The sequence below is a fragment of the Pseudorhodoferax sp. Leaf267 genome (assembly GCF_001422405.1).
GTDB lineage: Bacteria > Pseudomonadota > Gammaproteobacteria > Burkholderiales > Burkholderiaceae_C > Pseudorhodoferax.
Genome location: NZ_LMMV01000016.1, coordinates 1 through 12,835 on the forward strand (window position 1 = coordinate 1; position 12,835 = coordinate 12,835).

Genomic DNA, 12,835 nt, shown 5'->3' on the forward strand with positions numbered 1-12,835 from the left:
TTTTTTGCGGTGCGCTGTGATCAGCGCAGCCTTAGATTATGACACAAAATTTTTAGCTTCGTCAAATCTTTTTCGCTTTTCTTGCAACCAGCTTCCGAAGCAGACAGCGCCGTGAAGAGCGAAGCCCTCGACTATACAACAACTCGGAGAGGGCGGGCAAGAAAATTTGCACGTGGTCCCAACAACACGGCGGCAGACCGACCCGGCTTGCTTCCGTGAGCACTAGGCGCCGCCAGCACCAGCGGACGGCATCGCAGACGCGACCCGGCAACAAAGCCATCGCCGACGTCCCATGCCGCGCCGCACAGGCGCCCCCGGATAATCCCCTACATGGCATTGATCACACTACTCGACGCGCAACTGGCGTTCGGACACGTCGCCCTTCTCGACCGCGCGCAGATGGCGGTCGAAAGCCTGGAACGCATTGGCCTCATTGGCCGCAACGGCGCGGGGAAGTCCTCGCTGCTCAAGATCCTCGCCGGCATGGAAAAGCCCGACGACGGCGTCATGCATGTGCAGCAGGGCATCCGCATCGCCTTTGTGGCACAGGAGCCCGTGCTCGACCCCGACGCGACGGTGTTTGCCTCGGCCAGCGCAGGCCTGGCGCACGCCATTGCCGCGCGTGACGCCTATCTGCGCGGGGACGAGGACGCGGATCTGGACGCGCTGCAGACCGAGATCGAAACCTTCGACGCCTGGAACTGGGAGCAGCGGGTCGACGAGACGCTGCAGCGCCTCCACCTCGACCCTGCGGCCCAGATCGCCACCCTCTCGGGCGGCACGCGCAAGCGCGTGGCGCTGGCGCAAGCCCTGGTCACGCGGCCCGACATCCTGTTACTCGACGAGCCCACCAACCATCTGGACCTGGACTCCATCGAATGGCTGGAAGAGTTGCTGGTCGACTTCAAAGGCAGCATCGTCACCATCACCCACGACCGCAGCTTCCTGGACCGCGTCGCCACGCGCATCGTCGAACTGGACCGCGGCCAGCTGCGTTCCTACCCCGGTAATTTCGCGCAGTATCTGCTGCAGAAGGAGGAACAGCTTGCCCAGGAAGCCGTGATCAGCGCCAAAGCCGACAAGTTGCTGGCACAGGAGGAGATCTGGGTGCGCAAAGGCGTCGAGGCCAGGCGCACGCGCAGCCAGAGCCGCATCGGCCGCCTGGAGAACCTGCGAGCCGCACGTAGCGCGCGGCGCGAGGCCCTGGGCCGCGTCAACATGGACGTGGCGACCGGCCAAAGCAGCGGCAAGATCGTGGCCGAACTCACAGAGGTGAGCCTGTCCTTCGGCGAGCGCGTGATCGTCGACAACTTCTCCGCCACCATCCTGCGCGGCGACAAGATCGGGCTGCTCGGCGCCAACGGCACCGGCAAGACCACGCTGCTCAAGTTGATCCTCGGCCAGCTCCAACCCGACGGCGGCCGTGTGCGCCAGGGCAGCAACCTGGAGATCGCCTACTTCGACCAGATGCGCAACGCGCTGGACCTGGACGCGACGCTGGAAGACTTCATCAGCCCCGGCAGCGAATGGATCGAGATCGGCAAACAGCGCAAGCACGTCAAGAGCTACCTCGGCGACTTCCTGTTTTCCCCGGCCCGCGCGACATCGCCCGTGCGTTCGCTGTCCGGGGGTGAGCGCAACCGCCTGCTGCTGGCGCGGCTCTTCGCGCGGCCGGCCAATGTGCTGGTGCTCGACGAGCCGACCAACGATCTGGACATCGACACGCTGGACCTGCTGGAGGAACTGCTGCAGAGCTACGAGGGCACGGTGTTCCTGGTCAGCCACGACAGGACCTTCGTCGACAACGTCGTGACGAGCATCATCGCGCACGAGGCCACGGCATCGCGTCCCGGCTTCTGGCGCGAGTATGAAGGTTCGGTGCAGGACTGGCAGACCCAGACACGGCGTATGCGCGAGATGGCCCCCAGCGCTGCACCCGCACCCGTCGCCGCCGCCCCCGTGAAGCCGACGGTTGCAGCCCCCACCGCGCCGGCCGCCCCGCGCCGCAAGCTCAGCTACAAGGAGCAGCGCGAGCTGGACACCCTGCCGTCCCAGATCGCCGCGCTCGAGGCCGAGCAGCAGCGCATCACCGTCGAGCTCGGTGGTGGCGCGCTCTACGCCACGGACGGGGTGCGCGCGGCACAGCTGGCGCAACGCCACAGCGAGCTGGACGAGGAACTGCTGGGCGCGATGGAGCGCTGGGAGGCCCTGGAAAAAGCAGGCTGAGCCGCACGCGCTGGCAGCGGTTCGGCCTACAGACGCGACGCCGGCCGTGCCGGTAGATTCGCCAGCCATGCGATTTCCCTATCCGCCGCGGCCCTGCGGCCTGGCTGCACGAAGCCTGAGGCTCGTGTTCTCCTGCCTCGTGGCCGTCTGGCTCGCTGGCTGTGCCAGCCTCCCCGCGGACGTGTATCGCCCGGTATCGCATGCGCTGCAGGATCCACAGGAAACAGCGCTGGGCCAGAAGATCGCGCAACACGCTTCTGCGATCGGCGCGCGCCACGACTCGGCGTTCCGGCTGCTCGGCGGCACGGAAGCTGCCTACACCAGCCGGCTGGCTCTGGTCGATGCGGCGCAGAAGACGCTGGATCTGCAGTACTACGCGATCCTCGTCGACGAAAGCACCGGCCAGTTTGTGTTGCGGCTGCGCGAGGCGGCGGCACGCGGCGTGCGCGTGCGCATCCTGCTCGACGACTTCAACACCACGGGCGCCAATGCGCAGTTCCTGCGGCTGGCCTTCGAGCCCAACATCCAGATCCGCCTGTTCAACCCTTTGCCAGGATCTCGCCGCTCGCTGGTGGGCCGCCTGCTCGGCTCGCTGGGCAATCTTGAACAGGCACAGCGGCGCATGCACAACAAGATGTTCATCGCCGACAACGCGATCGGCATCACCGGGGGGCGCAACCTGGGCGACGCCTACTTCGGCCAGGGCACGGACAGCAACTTCATCGACCTCGACGTATTGGCCGCCGGCCGCATCGTGCGCCAGATGTCGGCCAGCTTCGATGCCTACTGGAACAACGAGCTCGCCTATCCCGTGCAGTCGCTGCTGTCGCCCGACGAACTCGACGCCTTGCGGCCCACATCCGCGGCGCCGGTCACCATCCCCGACGCACTGCACCCGGACGCCGCGCACACCGCGCAGCCGGCCGCCGAGATCGCCGTCGCGCCGCTGGACCTCTCCCCCGCCCGGCTGACCTGGGCACCGTCGCTGCTGCTGGTGGACAAGGCCGACAAGATCGCGGCAGAAGACGTCGGAACCGAGGACACCGTCGTCGACGGCCTGCTGCGGCTCATGGAGCGCACGCAGCATGACCTGTTCATTGTGTCGCCCTACTTCGTGCCCGGCGACGCGATGATGGCTGTCTTCGCCAAGTTGCGGGAATCGGGCGTGCGCGTGCGGGTGTTGACCAATTCGTTGGCCGCGACCGACGCGCCACTGGCCCATGTGGGCTACGCGCGTTACCGCGAGCGCCTGCTCGACATGGGCGTCGAGCTCTACGAGATGCGTGCGGAATTCAACGGCGGTGCGAGCGCCATGTCCTTCGGCTCCACGGTCCGCCGCGTTGCCAGCCAAGGCTCGGAAAGTAGCCCCGCCAAGCCTGCGTCGCTCACCGGCTCGGGCGTGGCCTCACGCGCCAGCCTGCATGCCAAGACGCTGGTTCTGGACGAAAGCCTGCTCGTCGTCGGCTCCATGAACCTGGACCTGCGCTCGCAGTTGCAGAACAGCGAAGTCGCGCTGCTGATCCGCAGCCGGTCGCTGGCCCGCCAGGCGCTGGAACTGGCCGCGCCGGTGCTGCGCGACGACGCCTACCACGTCGCGCTCAAGGATGGCCAGCTCGTGTGGTACGCGCCGGACGGCCAGTCGACTACCGGCCCTGGCGAACCCGACGCGGGCAAGGGCCTGCAGTTGATGCTGCGACTCATCGGCCCGTTCGCGCCCGACGAAATGCTGTGAAGGCTCAGATGCGGTGGTGCAGCCGGTCCGTCGCGCTGCCCAGCTTGGCCAGCAAGGCGGGTGCGATCTGCGTGAGCGGCAGCACCTCGTCCACCGCGCCATGCGCAATGGCTTCCTTGGGCATGCCGAAGACCACGCAGCTGTTCTCGTCCTGAGCGTAGTTGTAGCTGCCCTTGTCGCGCATCTCGCGCATCGCGCGTGCGCCGTCGTTGCCCATGCCGGTCAGCATGATCCCGTAGGCATTGCGGCCCACCGCCTCGGCCGCGGACAGGAACAGCACCTCGACCGACGGCTTGTGCCGGTTCACGGGCGGCGCGTCGTCCACGGCGGCCACGTAGTTCGCGCCGCTGCGGCCGATGCTGAACTGGCGCCCGCCCGGCGCGATGTAGGCATGGCCGGGCAGGATGCGCTCGCCGGCGCTGGCTTCCTTGACGGTGATGCGGCACAGGCCGTTCAGCCGCGCCGCGAAGCTGGTCGTGAAACCCGGCGGCATGTGCTGCGTGATGACGATGGCCGGCGCATCGGCCGGCATCGCGACCAGGATCTCGCGAATCGCCTCCGTGCCACCAGTCGATGCGCCAATGCAGATCAGTTTCTCGGTGGAGATGCGCCCGAGCGGCGCCGCCGCCCTGGGCACGGCCGGTGCAGCGCCAGCCGCCACGCCGGCCGGTGCCACCTGCGGCGTGCGCCGGAACTTGGCCACCGCCGCCACGCGCACCTTCTCCACGATCTCGCCGCCCAGGTCCTTCAGGCCCGACGCCAGGCCGATGCGCGGCTTGGCCACGAAATCGATGGCGCCCAGCTCCAGCGCGCGCAGCGTAACCTCGGCGCCCTGCGCCGTCAGCGTGGACACCATCACCACCGGCATGGGCCGCAGCCGCATCAGCCGGCCCAGGAAGTCGATGCCGTCCATGCGCGGCATCTCCACGTCCAGCGTCAACACATCCGGGTCGAGCTCCCGGATCATCTCGCGCGCGATCAGCGGGTCATTGGCCGCGCCTACGCAGGTCATGTCAGGCTGGCGGTTGATGATCTCGGTCAGCAGGCTGCGCACCAGCGCCGAGTCGTCGACCACGAGGACGCGGATCTTCTTGCGCATGGTCTAGAACAGGTCCACGGAGCCGCCGGCGCGCGACCTGGCCACCGTGGCCGCGTTGCCGTTCTGCTCGCTGGCGACGATCTGCTCGGGGTGGGCATGGGCCAGGCGCTTGACCATGGCCTTGCCGCTGCTCGGGAAGAAGCACACTTTGCGCGGGTAGATGTCCAGCACGTCCTGCGACAGCAGCGGGATGCGCTCGGTCTGCAGGTAGTCGATCACGAACGAGGTGTTGCGCTCGCCCACGTTCATGGTCGTGAAGTTCGCCATCACTTGCGCGCCACCGAAGATCTTGGCCTGCAGCGACTCGCGCCGTGCACCGCACTTGAGCATCTCGTTGATCAGCAGCTCCATCGCGTACGAGCCGTAGCGGCCGAAGCCCTCGTCGCCACCGCCCTCGGGCAGCATGAAGTGGTTCATGCCACCCACGCGCGCGCGCGTGTCCCACAGGCAGGCCGAGATGCACGAGCCCAGCACCGTCATCATCACGATTTCGTCGCTGGAGACGAAATACTCGCCGGGCAGCACCTTGACGGCGTTGTACTGGAAGTGGTGGTCCAGATAGAAGAAAGAGGCCTCGCCGGTCTTGCGCGCCACGCTCTTGAGCTGCTGCAGCGACACGGCCTGCGCCGGCCCGCTGCGCACCACCGGCGTGGTCGTGCGCGGCGCGCCGCGGCGTTCTTCCGCCATGCCGGCCTCAGCGACGCTCATAGACGGTCTTCCCCTTGAGCGTGAACAGGTCACGCGACTCGCCGAAGTTCTCTGCATGGCCCACGAACAGCAGGCCGCCAGGCTTCATGACGCGGTGGATGCGCTCCAGCACGCGCCGCTGCGTGGGCGCGTCGAAGTAGATCATCACGTTGCGGCAGAACACGATGTCGAACGGCTCGCGGAACGGCCAGTCGTCGCGGATCAGGTTGACGGACAGGAATTCGATTGCCGCACGCAGCTCCGGCCGCACACGGACCATGCCCGTGTTCGCACCCTTGCCCCGCAGAAAGAAGCGCTGCAGCCGCTCGGCACTCATGCCTTTCATCGCGTCGAGCCGGTACACGCCGCGCTCGGCCGAGGCCAGCACCTTGGAATCGATGTCGCTGGCCCACAGCCGGAACGCCGTGGCCGAGCGCAGCACCTCCATGGCCGTGACCACGATGGAGTACGGCTCCTCGCCGGTGGACGCCGCGCTGCACCAGATGCGCCAGCCGCCCTCTGGCGCCCGCGTGCGCAGGTGCTGCTCCAGCACGCCGAAATGGTGTTGCTCGCGGAAGAAGGAGGTCAGGTTGGTGGTCAGTGCGTTGACGAACTCCTGCCATTCCTCGCCGTCCTGGCGCTCCAGCCAGGCCAGGTAGTCCTGAAAGCTGTTGTGCCCCGTGTCCCGCAGCCGGCGCGACAGGCGGCTGTAGACCATCGCATGCTTGCCGTCGTGCAGCGAGATGCCGGCGCGCTGGTAGATCAGCGCCTGCACGCGCGCGAAGTCGGCGTTGGTCCAGCCGAACTCGCGCGCCTGCGCCGGCGGCGCAGCGTCCTTCGCGGCGAGCGTGGCTGGTTCGCGCATGGCCAGGCTCACGCGGGCACCAGCCCCATGTCCACGCCGGACATCAGGCGCTCGATGTCCAGCAGGATCAGCATGCGGTCGCCGACCGAACCCAGGCCCAGGATGCAGGCGTTGTCCACCGAGGTGTCGATGTCCGGCGCCGGGCGGATGCTGTGCGGCGGCAATTCCAGCACGTCGCTGACCGAGTCCACGACCACGCCCACGATGCGCGAGCGCAGGTGCAGGATGATGACCACCGTGAAGCCGTTGTACTCGGCTTGCGCGCAGTTGAACTTCAACCGCATGTCGATGATGGGCACGATGGTGCCGCGCAGGTTCACCACGCCCTTGAGAAAGGCCGGCGCGTGCGCGATGCGCGTGGGCACCTCGTAGCCGCGGATCTCCTGCACCTTCAGGATGTCGATGCCGTATTCCTCCTCGCCCAGCTTGAAGGTCAGGTACTCGCGCGCCACGGCGTCGTCTGCATCGGCCATCTTCTCGGTCGCTCCCATGGTCGATCTCCTCAATGCCGCGTGCGGCGCACCAGTGCGCCGATGTCCAGGATCAGCGCCACCTTGCCGTCGCCCAGGATGGTGGCGCCCGACACGTTGGCCACCTTGCGGTAGTTCGATTCCAGGTTCTTCACCACCACCTGGTGCTGGCCCAACAGCTCGGAGACCAGCAGCGCCGCGCGGCTGCCTTCGGACTCGACCACCACCATGATGCCGATGCCGGGCCCGTCCTGCGCCGGCGGCACCTGGAACAGCCGCTCCAGCTCGATCACCGGCATGTATTCCTCGCGCACCTTGACCAGCTGCGCGCCGTGCGCCACGGTGCTGACGGCATCGCCCTGCACCTGGAACGACTCCACCACGGCCGACAGCGGCAGGATGTAGACCTCGTCGCCCACGCGGACCGACATGCCGTCCATGATGGCCAGCGTCAGCGGCAGGCGCACCGACACCTTCATGCCGTGGCCCTCGTCGGAGTCGATGTCCACCGTGCCGCCCAGCGCCGCGATATTGCGCTTGACCACGTCCATGCCCACGCCGCGGCCGGACACATCGGTCACCACCTCGGCGGTCGAGAAGCCCGGCGCGAAGATCAGCTGCCAGACCTCGCTGTCGGGCATGCCGTCGTGCACCGGCAGCCCGCGTTCGCGCGCCTTGGCCAGGATCCTCGTGCGCGACATGCCTCTGCCGTCGTCGCGCACCTCGATCACGATGGAGCCGCCCTGGTGCGACGCGGCCAGCGTGATCGTGCCGTACTCGGGCTTGCCGGCGGCGATGCGGTCCGCCGGCATCTCGATGCCGTGGTCGCAGCTGTTGCGCACCAGGTGCGTGAGCGGGTCGGTGATCTTCTCGACCAGGCCCTTGTCCAGCTCGGTGGCCTCGCCCTGGGTCACGAAGTCCACCTTCTTGCCCAGCTTGTTCGCCAGGTCGCGCAGCATGCGCGGGAAGCGGTTGAACACGAAGGACATCGGGATCATGCGGATCGACATCACCGATTCCTGCAGGTCGCGCGTGTTGCGGTCCAGGTCCGCCAGGCCGGCGAAGAGCTGCTGGTGCAGCGCCGGCTCCAGGCCACGGCTGTTCTGCGCCAGCATGGCCTGGGTGATGACCAGCTCGCCCACCAGGTTGATGATCTGGTCGACCTTGCTGACCGCCACGCGGATCGAGGTCGCCTCCAGCGCCGACTGGCTGGGCGCGCGGCCTTCCGCCGGCGCTGCAGCCACCCCCGCCGGGCGCTCGCCGGCCACCGGCGCCGGGGCCGGTGCAGCCGGCAGGTCGACGAAGAAGCCGAAGCTCTCGCTGTCGCTCACGGCCTGGGCCGTGCGGCCCTGTGCGGCGGCCTGGTCGAGCGCGGCGGCGCGGGCCTCCTCGACCGCCAGCGGGTCCTCGGCCGGCGCCGCGGTCTCGCGGATCTCCACCAGCTCCTTGGCCACGTGGAACACGAACAGGTCCAGCAGGTCCGCATCCGACGAGGTGGTGGTCACCGCGAACAGGCGGTAGTCGGTCTGCTCGCTGGGCAACGGGTCCATGGTGCCCAGGCCGGGAATGTCGCGGAACAGGTCCTGCAGCGCGTCGGCCGCGTCCGGCTGCGGCAGCGGCCCGATGCGGATCTGCAGCGCGCGCGTGCCCTCGGGCAGCGGCGCCGCGGCCGGTGCCGGCGCTGGTGCGGGCGCAGGCACTGGTGCGGCCACGGGCGCGGGCGCAGATGTGGGCGCCGCCGCCGGCGTCTTGCCTGCCGCCAGTTCGCTGATGCGCCGCACCAAGTCGGCCGTGGATGGCGCTGCGCCCTGGTCGCCGTTCTGGTGCCGCGCCAGCAGGCCGCGCGAGGCGTCGGCCGATTCCAGCAGCACGTCCACCATCTGCGGCACGGGCTGGATCTCGTGGCGGCGCAGCCGGTCCAGCAACGACTCCATGTGGTGCGTGAGCTCGGTCACGTCGCGAAAGCCGAACGTCGCCGCGCCGCCCTTGATCGAGTGCGCGCAGCGAAAGACGCCGTTCAGTGCCTCGTCGTCCGCCTGCGACAGGTCCAGGTCGACCAGCATCTGCTCCATCTGGTCCAGGTTCTCGCCGGCCTCCTCGAAGAAGATTTGGTAGAACTGGGTCAGGTCGAAGTCCGCGCCCCCCCCGCCTGTTTCCTGGTGGTGCTCAGCCATGGCGTCTCCTGTGGGTGTGGTTGGCCAGGGCGTTCAACGGATGACCTTCTGGATCACCTCGATCAAGCGCGTCGGGTCGAAAGGCTTGACCAGCCAGCCCGTGGCGCCGGCCGAGCGGCCGGCCTGCTTCATGAGATCACTGGACTCCGTGGTCAGGATCAGGATCGGAATGGTCTTGAACTTCGGGTCGTCGCGCAGCCTGCGCGTCAGGCCCAGGCCGTCCAGCCTCGGCATGTTCTGGTCGGCCAGCACCAGGTCGATGGCATGGGTCTGCGCCTTCTCCAGCGCGTCCTCCCCGTCCACGGCCTCCACCACGTTGTAGCCGGCACCCGTCAGGGTGAAAGCGACCATCTTGCGCATCGAAGGCGAGTCGTCTACGGCGAGGATCGAATGCATGGGGGAGAACTCCGGCGGGTGATTCGGTGCGTTGGCAGGGCGCTTCAAAAGAGCTCGATGGAGCCTGCGTCCATCTCGCTCTGCGTCACAGGATTGGGGCGCTCGGACGCCAGCGCGCCGAAAGGCGCAGCCTCCTCGTCCGGCTCGTTGCCCATGGTCTCGGCGGCCAGTCGGTACGCGCAGCCCTGCAGCACCTTGGTGGTGTGGGTGATCAGCTGCGAGGCCATGTCCTGGAACTGCAGCTCGGTGACGGCCGCGTGCAGGCTCGCACGGATCGCGGCCAGCGCCTGCATCTGCTCCGGGTCGGCCAGCGCCTTGCTCACCGTGTCAAAACGCTCCATCAGGTTGTCCATGGTGTGGGCGAGCAATCCATCCAGCCGCTGCAGGTCGTGCATGACCACCATCAGGGAGTCCTGCAGCTCCGCCACCACCACGACCGGCAAATGCACCGCCGGTTCCGGTAATGAGTTGGGCTCTGCCTGCATGTGCTCTCCATCGCGGCCGGGAAGCTGCCGCGTTTCTGAACGTTATCGGCCCGATATTAGTTCGAATTAAGCGCAGCTTGAAAAAATGCATGCGCCCTCACGACGGAGCGCCATGCCCGGGCGACAGGCGGGCCCGCCGCTACACTGCGCGCTTGCTGGCCCGCCCCATGGACTCTCAGATCAGCGCTCCGACCATCCGCATCCTGCACCTGGAGGATTCCGAGATCGACCACCAGCTGGTCGCCCTCATGCTGCGCAAGCACGGCCTGGCGTTCGACATGGAGCGCGTCGAAACGCTGGACGATTTCCGCGCCCGCATCGCAGACCAGTCTTTCGACGTGGTGCTGGCCGACTACCACCTGGCCGGCTTCACTGCGCTCGATGCGTGGGTGCTGTTCCAGCAGCAGCCGCAGCGCCCGCCCTTCGTGCTGCTGTCGGGCGCCATCGGCGAGGCCGCCGCGGTCGAGGCCATCCGCGTGGGCTTTGCCGACTACGTGCTCAAGGACCACATCGGCAAGCTGGGCCACGTGATCGAGCGTGCCATCGAGGTCTCGCAGGCGCGCCAGGCCAAGGCCCGCGCCGACGCCGACCTGGCCCGCTCCGAACGCCAGCTGGCCGAGCTGGCCGAGCACCTGCAGACCTCCATCGAACAGGAGCGCGCCGCCATCGCACGCGAGGTGCACGACGACATCGGCGGCTCGCTCGCCGCCATCCGCTTCGACCTGGCCTGGATCGCGCGCCACAGCGCCGACGCGGCCATGCAGGCCCACGTGACGGCCGCCAGCGAGATGCTGCAGCACGCCATCGGCGCCAGCCAGCGCATCATGATGAACCTGCGCCCGCCCATCCTGGACCAGGGCCTGGTCGCCGCCATCCAGTGGCTGGCCGAAGCCTTCGAGCGCCGCACCGGCGTGGCCACCGTGTTCCGTGCCTGCCGCGAGCGCATCGCGGCCGACAAGACGATCTCGCTCGTGGCCTACCGCACGGCGCAGGAGGCACTGACCAACATCTCCAAATACGCCCAATGCAGCCGCGTGACGATCGAGCTGTCCGATGCCGAAGGCGTGCTCACACTGGAAGTCAGCGACAACGGCCGCGGGCTGGACGCCGACGCGCTGGCCAAGCCCAAGGCCTTCGGCCTGCGCGGCCTGCATGAGCGCGCCAAGACCGTGGACGGCTGGATGGACGTCTCCAGCCGCGCCGGCCAGGGCACGTCCATCACCCTGTCGGTGCCGCTGCAACCCGGGGCCACCGAGCGCCTGGCGGAAGGAGAACCCACATGATCAAGGTCGTGGTCTGCGACGACCATGCCGTGGTGCGCCGCGGCATCCGCGACACGCTGGCCGAGGCCGTCGACATCCAGGTCACGGGCGAGGCCGGCAGCTACGCCGAGGTGCGCGAAGTGCTGCGCAAGACCCCTTGCGACGTGCTGGTGCTCGACCTCAACATGCCCGGCCGCGGCGGCATGGAAGTGCTGACCACCCTGGCCGAGACCGACTCGCCGGTCAAGGTGCTGGTCGTCTCCATGTTCCCCGAAGACCAGTACGCCATCCGCTGCCTGCGCGCAGGCGCCCAGGGCTACCTGAGCAAGGCCGGCGACCCCGAGGAAATGGTGCGCGCCGTGCGCACCGTGATGCAAGGCCGCAAGTACGTGACGCCCGAGGTCGCGCAGATGCTGGTCGACAGCCTGTCCAAGCCCGCGCAGGAGGTGCTGCACGCCTCGCTCTCCGAGCGCGAGCTGCAGACGGTGGTCAAGATCGCCAGCGGCAAGCGCCTGTCCGACATCGCCGAAGAGCTGATGCTGAGCCCCAAGACCGTCAGCGTCTACCGCACGCGGGCGCTGGAGAAGCTGCACCTGGGCAACAACGCCGAACTGACGGTCTACGCCATTCGCAACGGGCTGGTCTGAAGCGGGCGGGTGGGGCATGTGCCCTGCCACAAGGCCAGCCGCCCCGATGGCTGGCGCTGGCGTTCAGGCCGCAGCGCCGGATGCCGGCAGCGCGCAGACCTCCATCCCCTGGATCAGCCCATCGCGCACGGTGAACAGGTGGCCGACCTGCGCATCGGCCAGCACCGCCCCATCCAGGCTGCGCACGACCTGGTGCACGTCCACCAGCGTCTGCGAAGCGCCCTGTGTGTGGAAGGCCACCGGCTCGACATGGGGGTCGACCTCGCCCCACTGCTCCGTCCAGTACGCGCGGATGGCGTCAGGCCCCTGCACGAAGCCGCCCTTGAAGGCGCGTGGCCAGGTCACGTCGGCCGTCATCAGCGCCAGGGCGGCGTCGATGTCGCGGGCGTTGAAGGCGGCGTAGGCTGCGCGCAGCAGTTGGGTGTCTGAGGAGGATGGGTGGTGCATGCGATGTTGCTCAGAAGGAGGGTGGCCTCAAGTTTGAAGTGCGACACGGCGCAACCTGTAAGGTGCCGCCCAAATGGGAACTCACTACTCGCACGTCACAGCRGCTGATCGGATGTCGATCCAGGCCTTGCTGCAAGCCAAGCTCAGCGGTCCGGCCATCGCCYGCAAGCTGAGCTTCAGCCGCTCCWCCATCCACCGCGAGATCAACCGTAGCAAGGCGACGCCCACGGCACCGGCGGCCCACTACCAGGCAGGGGTAGCGCAGGCGCGCTCGCAGGCCAATCGACGTGCCGGCGCTGCCACGCGTCGCAAGCTGGGAGCGGACACGAGCTCGCCGTTGTGGCG

At 68.1% G+C, this 12,835-nt stretch carries 13 protein-coding genes; 5 read left to right on the forward strand and 8 right to left on the reverse strand.

Annotated features, from left to right (window positions below):
* Positions 1–330 precede the first annotated feature (330 nt).
* Entirely contained in the window at positions 331–2,226 is a 1,896-nt protein-coding gene (locus ASF43_RS16955) for an ATP-binding cassette domain-containing protein (RefSeq protein ID WP_056183577.1), read from the forward strand.
* 181 nt (positions 2,227–2,407) lie between these two features.
* A complete protein-coding gene (locus ASF43_RS16960) occupies positions 2,408–3,958 on the forward strand; it encodes a phosphatidylserine/phosphatidylglycerophosphate/cardiolipin synthase family protein (protein WP_369803282.1) in 1,551 nt (516 codons plus the stop codon).
* Positions 3,959–3,962: 4 nt separating this feature from the next.
* On the opposite strand, the gene ASF43_RS16965 is transcribed toward ASF43_RS16960, so the two are convergent.
* The 7 genes from ASF43_RS16965 to ASF43_RS16995 are packed head-to-tail and all read right to left on the reverse strand — an operon-like array spanning position 3,963 to position 10,134.
* Positions 3,963–5,057, reverse strand: a complete 1,095-nt coding sequence (locus ASF43_RS16965) for a chemotaxis response regulator protein-glutamate methylesterase (protein WP_056183580.1) — start codon at positions 5,055–5,057, stop codon at positions 3,963–3,965.
* Positions 5,058–5,060: 3 nt separating this feature from the next.
* Positions 5,061–5,765, reverse strand: coding sequence for a chemoreceptor glutamine deamidase CheD (gene cheD / locus ASF43_RS16970; RefSeq protein WP_082497925.1), 705 nt, complete (start codon positions 5,763–5,765; stop codon positions 5,061–5,063).
* The gene (locus ASF43_RS16975) at positions 5,752–6,609 is read right to left on the reverse strand and encodes a CheR family methyltransferase (protein ID WP_056183596.1); all 858 of its coding nucleotides are present in this window, start codon (positions 6,607–6,609) and stop codon (positions 5,752–5,754) included. The genes cheD and ASF43_RS16975 overlap by 14 nt, the downstream gene beginning before the upstream one ends.
* Before the next feature lie 8 nt (positions 6,610–6,617).
* Positions 6,618–7,100, reverse strand: coding sequence for a chemotaxis protein CheW (locus tag ASF43_RS16980; RefSeq protein WP_056183582.1), 483 nt, complete (start codon positions 7,098–7,100; stop codon positions 6,618–6,620).
* Between the two features lie 11 nt (positions 7,101–7,111).
* The gene (locus ASF43_RS16985; RefSeq protein ID WP_056183584.1) at positions 7,112–9,253 is read right to left on the reverse strand and encodes a chemotaxis protein CheW; all 2,142 of its coding nucleotides are present in this window, start codon (positions 9,251–9,253) and stop codon (positions 7,112–7,114) included.
* Positions 9,254–9,286: 33 nt separating this feature from the next.
* The gene (locus tag ASF43_RS16990) at positions 9,287–9,649 is read right to left on the reverse strand and encodes a response regulator (protein WP_056183585.1); all 363 of its coding nucleotides are present in this window, start codon (positions 9,647–9,649) and stop codon (positions 9,287–9,289) included.
* Positions 9,650–9,693: 44 nt separating this feature from the next.
* On the reverse strand, positions 9,694–10,134 hold the full coding sequence (locus ASF43_RS16995) for a hypothetical protein (RefSeq protein WP_056183587.1): 441 nt from the start codon (positions 10,132–10,134) through the stop codon (positions 9,694–9,696).
* Positions 10,135–10,301: 167 nt separating this feature from the next.
* Here ASF43_RS16995 and ASF43_RS17000 point away from each other — a divergent pair, with 167 nt between their 5' ends.
* Both ASF43_RS17000 and ASF43_RS17005 read left to right on the forward strand, forming a co-directional pair.
* Positions 10,302–11,417 carry an ATP-binding protein gene (locus ASF43_RS17000; protein WP_056183588.1) on the forward strand — a complete coding sequence of 372 codons (1,116 nt, stop codon included), beginning with the start codon at positions 10,302–10,304 and terminating at the stop codon, positions 11,415–11,417.
* Complete coding sequence (locus tag ASF43_RS17005; RefSeq protein ID WP_056183590.1) at positions 11,414–12,043, forward strand: response regulator transcription factor; 630 nt, start codon at positions 11,414–11,416, stop codon at positions 12,041–12,043. Before ASF43_RS17000 ends, ASF43_RS17005 begins: the two co-directional genes overlap by 4 nt.
* Positions 12,044–12,106: 63 nt before the next feature.
* Here ASF43_RS17005 and ASF43_RS17010 read toward each other — a convergent pair whose 3' ends face one another.
* On the reverse strand, positions 12,107–12,490 hold the full coding sequence (locus ASF43_RS17010; RefSeq protein WP_056183592.1) for a nuclear transport factor 2 family protein: 384 nt from the start codon (positions 12,488–12,490) through the stop codon (positions 12,107–12,109).
* 73 nt (positions 12,491–12,563) lie between these two features.
* Here ASF43_RS17010 and ASF43_RS17015 point away from each other — a divergent pair.
* Positions 12,564–12,835, forward strand: a 272-nt coding sequence (locus tag ASF43_RS17015; RefSeq protein ID WP_156373369.1) for a helix-turn-helix domain-containing protein, incomplete at its 3' end; no start/stop codon positions are given.

Coding starts and splice junctions, on each gene's coding strand:
- ASF43_RS16955 (WP_056183577.1), top strand. CDS start 331: ATGGCATTGATCACACTACTCGACGCGCAACTGGCGTTCGGACACGTC.
- ASF43_RS16965 (WP_056183580.1), bottom strand. CDS start 5,057: ATGCGCAAGAAGATCCGCGTCCTCGTGGTCGACGACTCGGCGCTGGTG.
- cheD (WP_082497925.1), bottom strand. CDS start 5,765: ATGAGCGTCGCTGAGGCCGGCATGGCGGAAGAACGCCGCGGCGCGCCG.
- ASF43_RS16975 (WP_056183596.1), bottom strand. CDS start 6,609: ATGCGCGAACCAGCCACGCTCGCCGCGAAGGACGCTGCGCCGCCGGCG.
- ASF43_RS16980 (WP_056183582.1), bottom strand. CDS start 7,100: ATGGGAGCGACCGAGAAGATGGCCGATGCAGACGACGCCGTGGCGCGC.
- ASF43_RS16985 (WP_056183584.1), bottom strand. CDS start 9,253: ATGGCTGAGCACCACCAGGAAACAGGCGGGGGGGGCGCGGACTTCGAC.
- ASF43_RS16990 (WP_056183585.1), bottom strand. CDS start 9,649: ATGCATTCGATCCTCGCCGTAGACGACTCGCCTTCGATGCGCAAGATG.
- ASF43_RS16995 (WP_056183587.1), bottom strand. CDS start 10,134: ATGCAGGCAGAGCCCAACTCATTACCGGAACCGGCGGTGCATTTGCCG.
- ASF43_RS17000 (WP_056183588.1), top strand. CDS start 10,302: ATGGACTCTCAGATCAGCGCTCCGACCATCCGCATCCTGCACCTGGAG.
- ASF43_RS17005 (WP_056183590.1), top strand. CDS start 11,414: ATGATCAAGGTCGTGGTCTGCGACGACCATGCCGTGGTGCGCCGCGGC.
- ASF43_RS17010 (WP_056183592.1), bottom strand. CDS start 12,490: ATGCACCACCCATCCTCCTCAGACACCCAACTGCTGCGCGCAGCCTAC.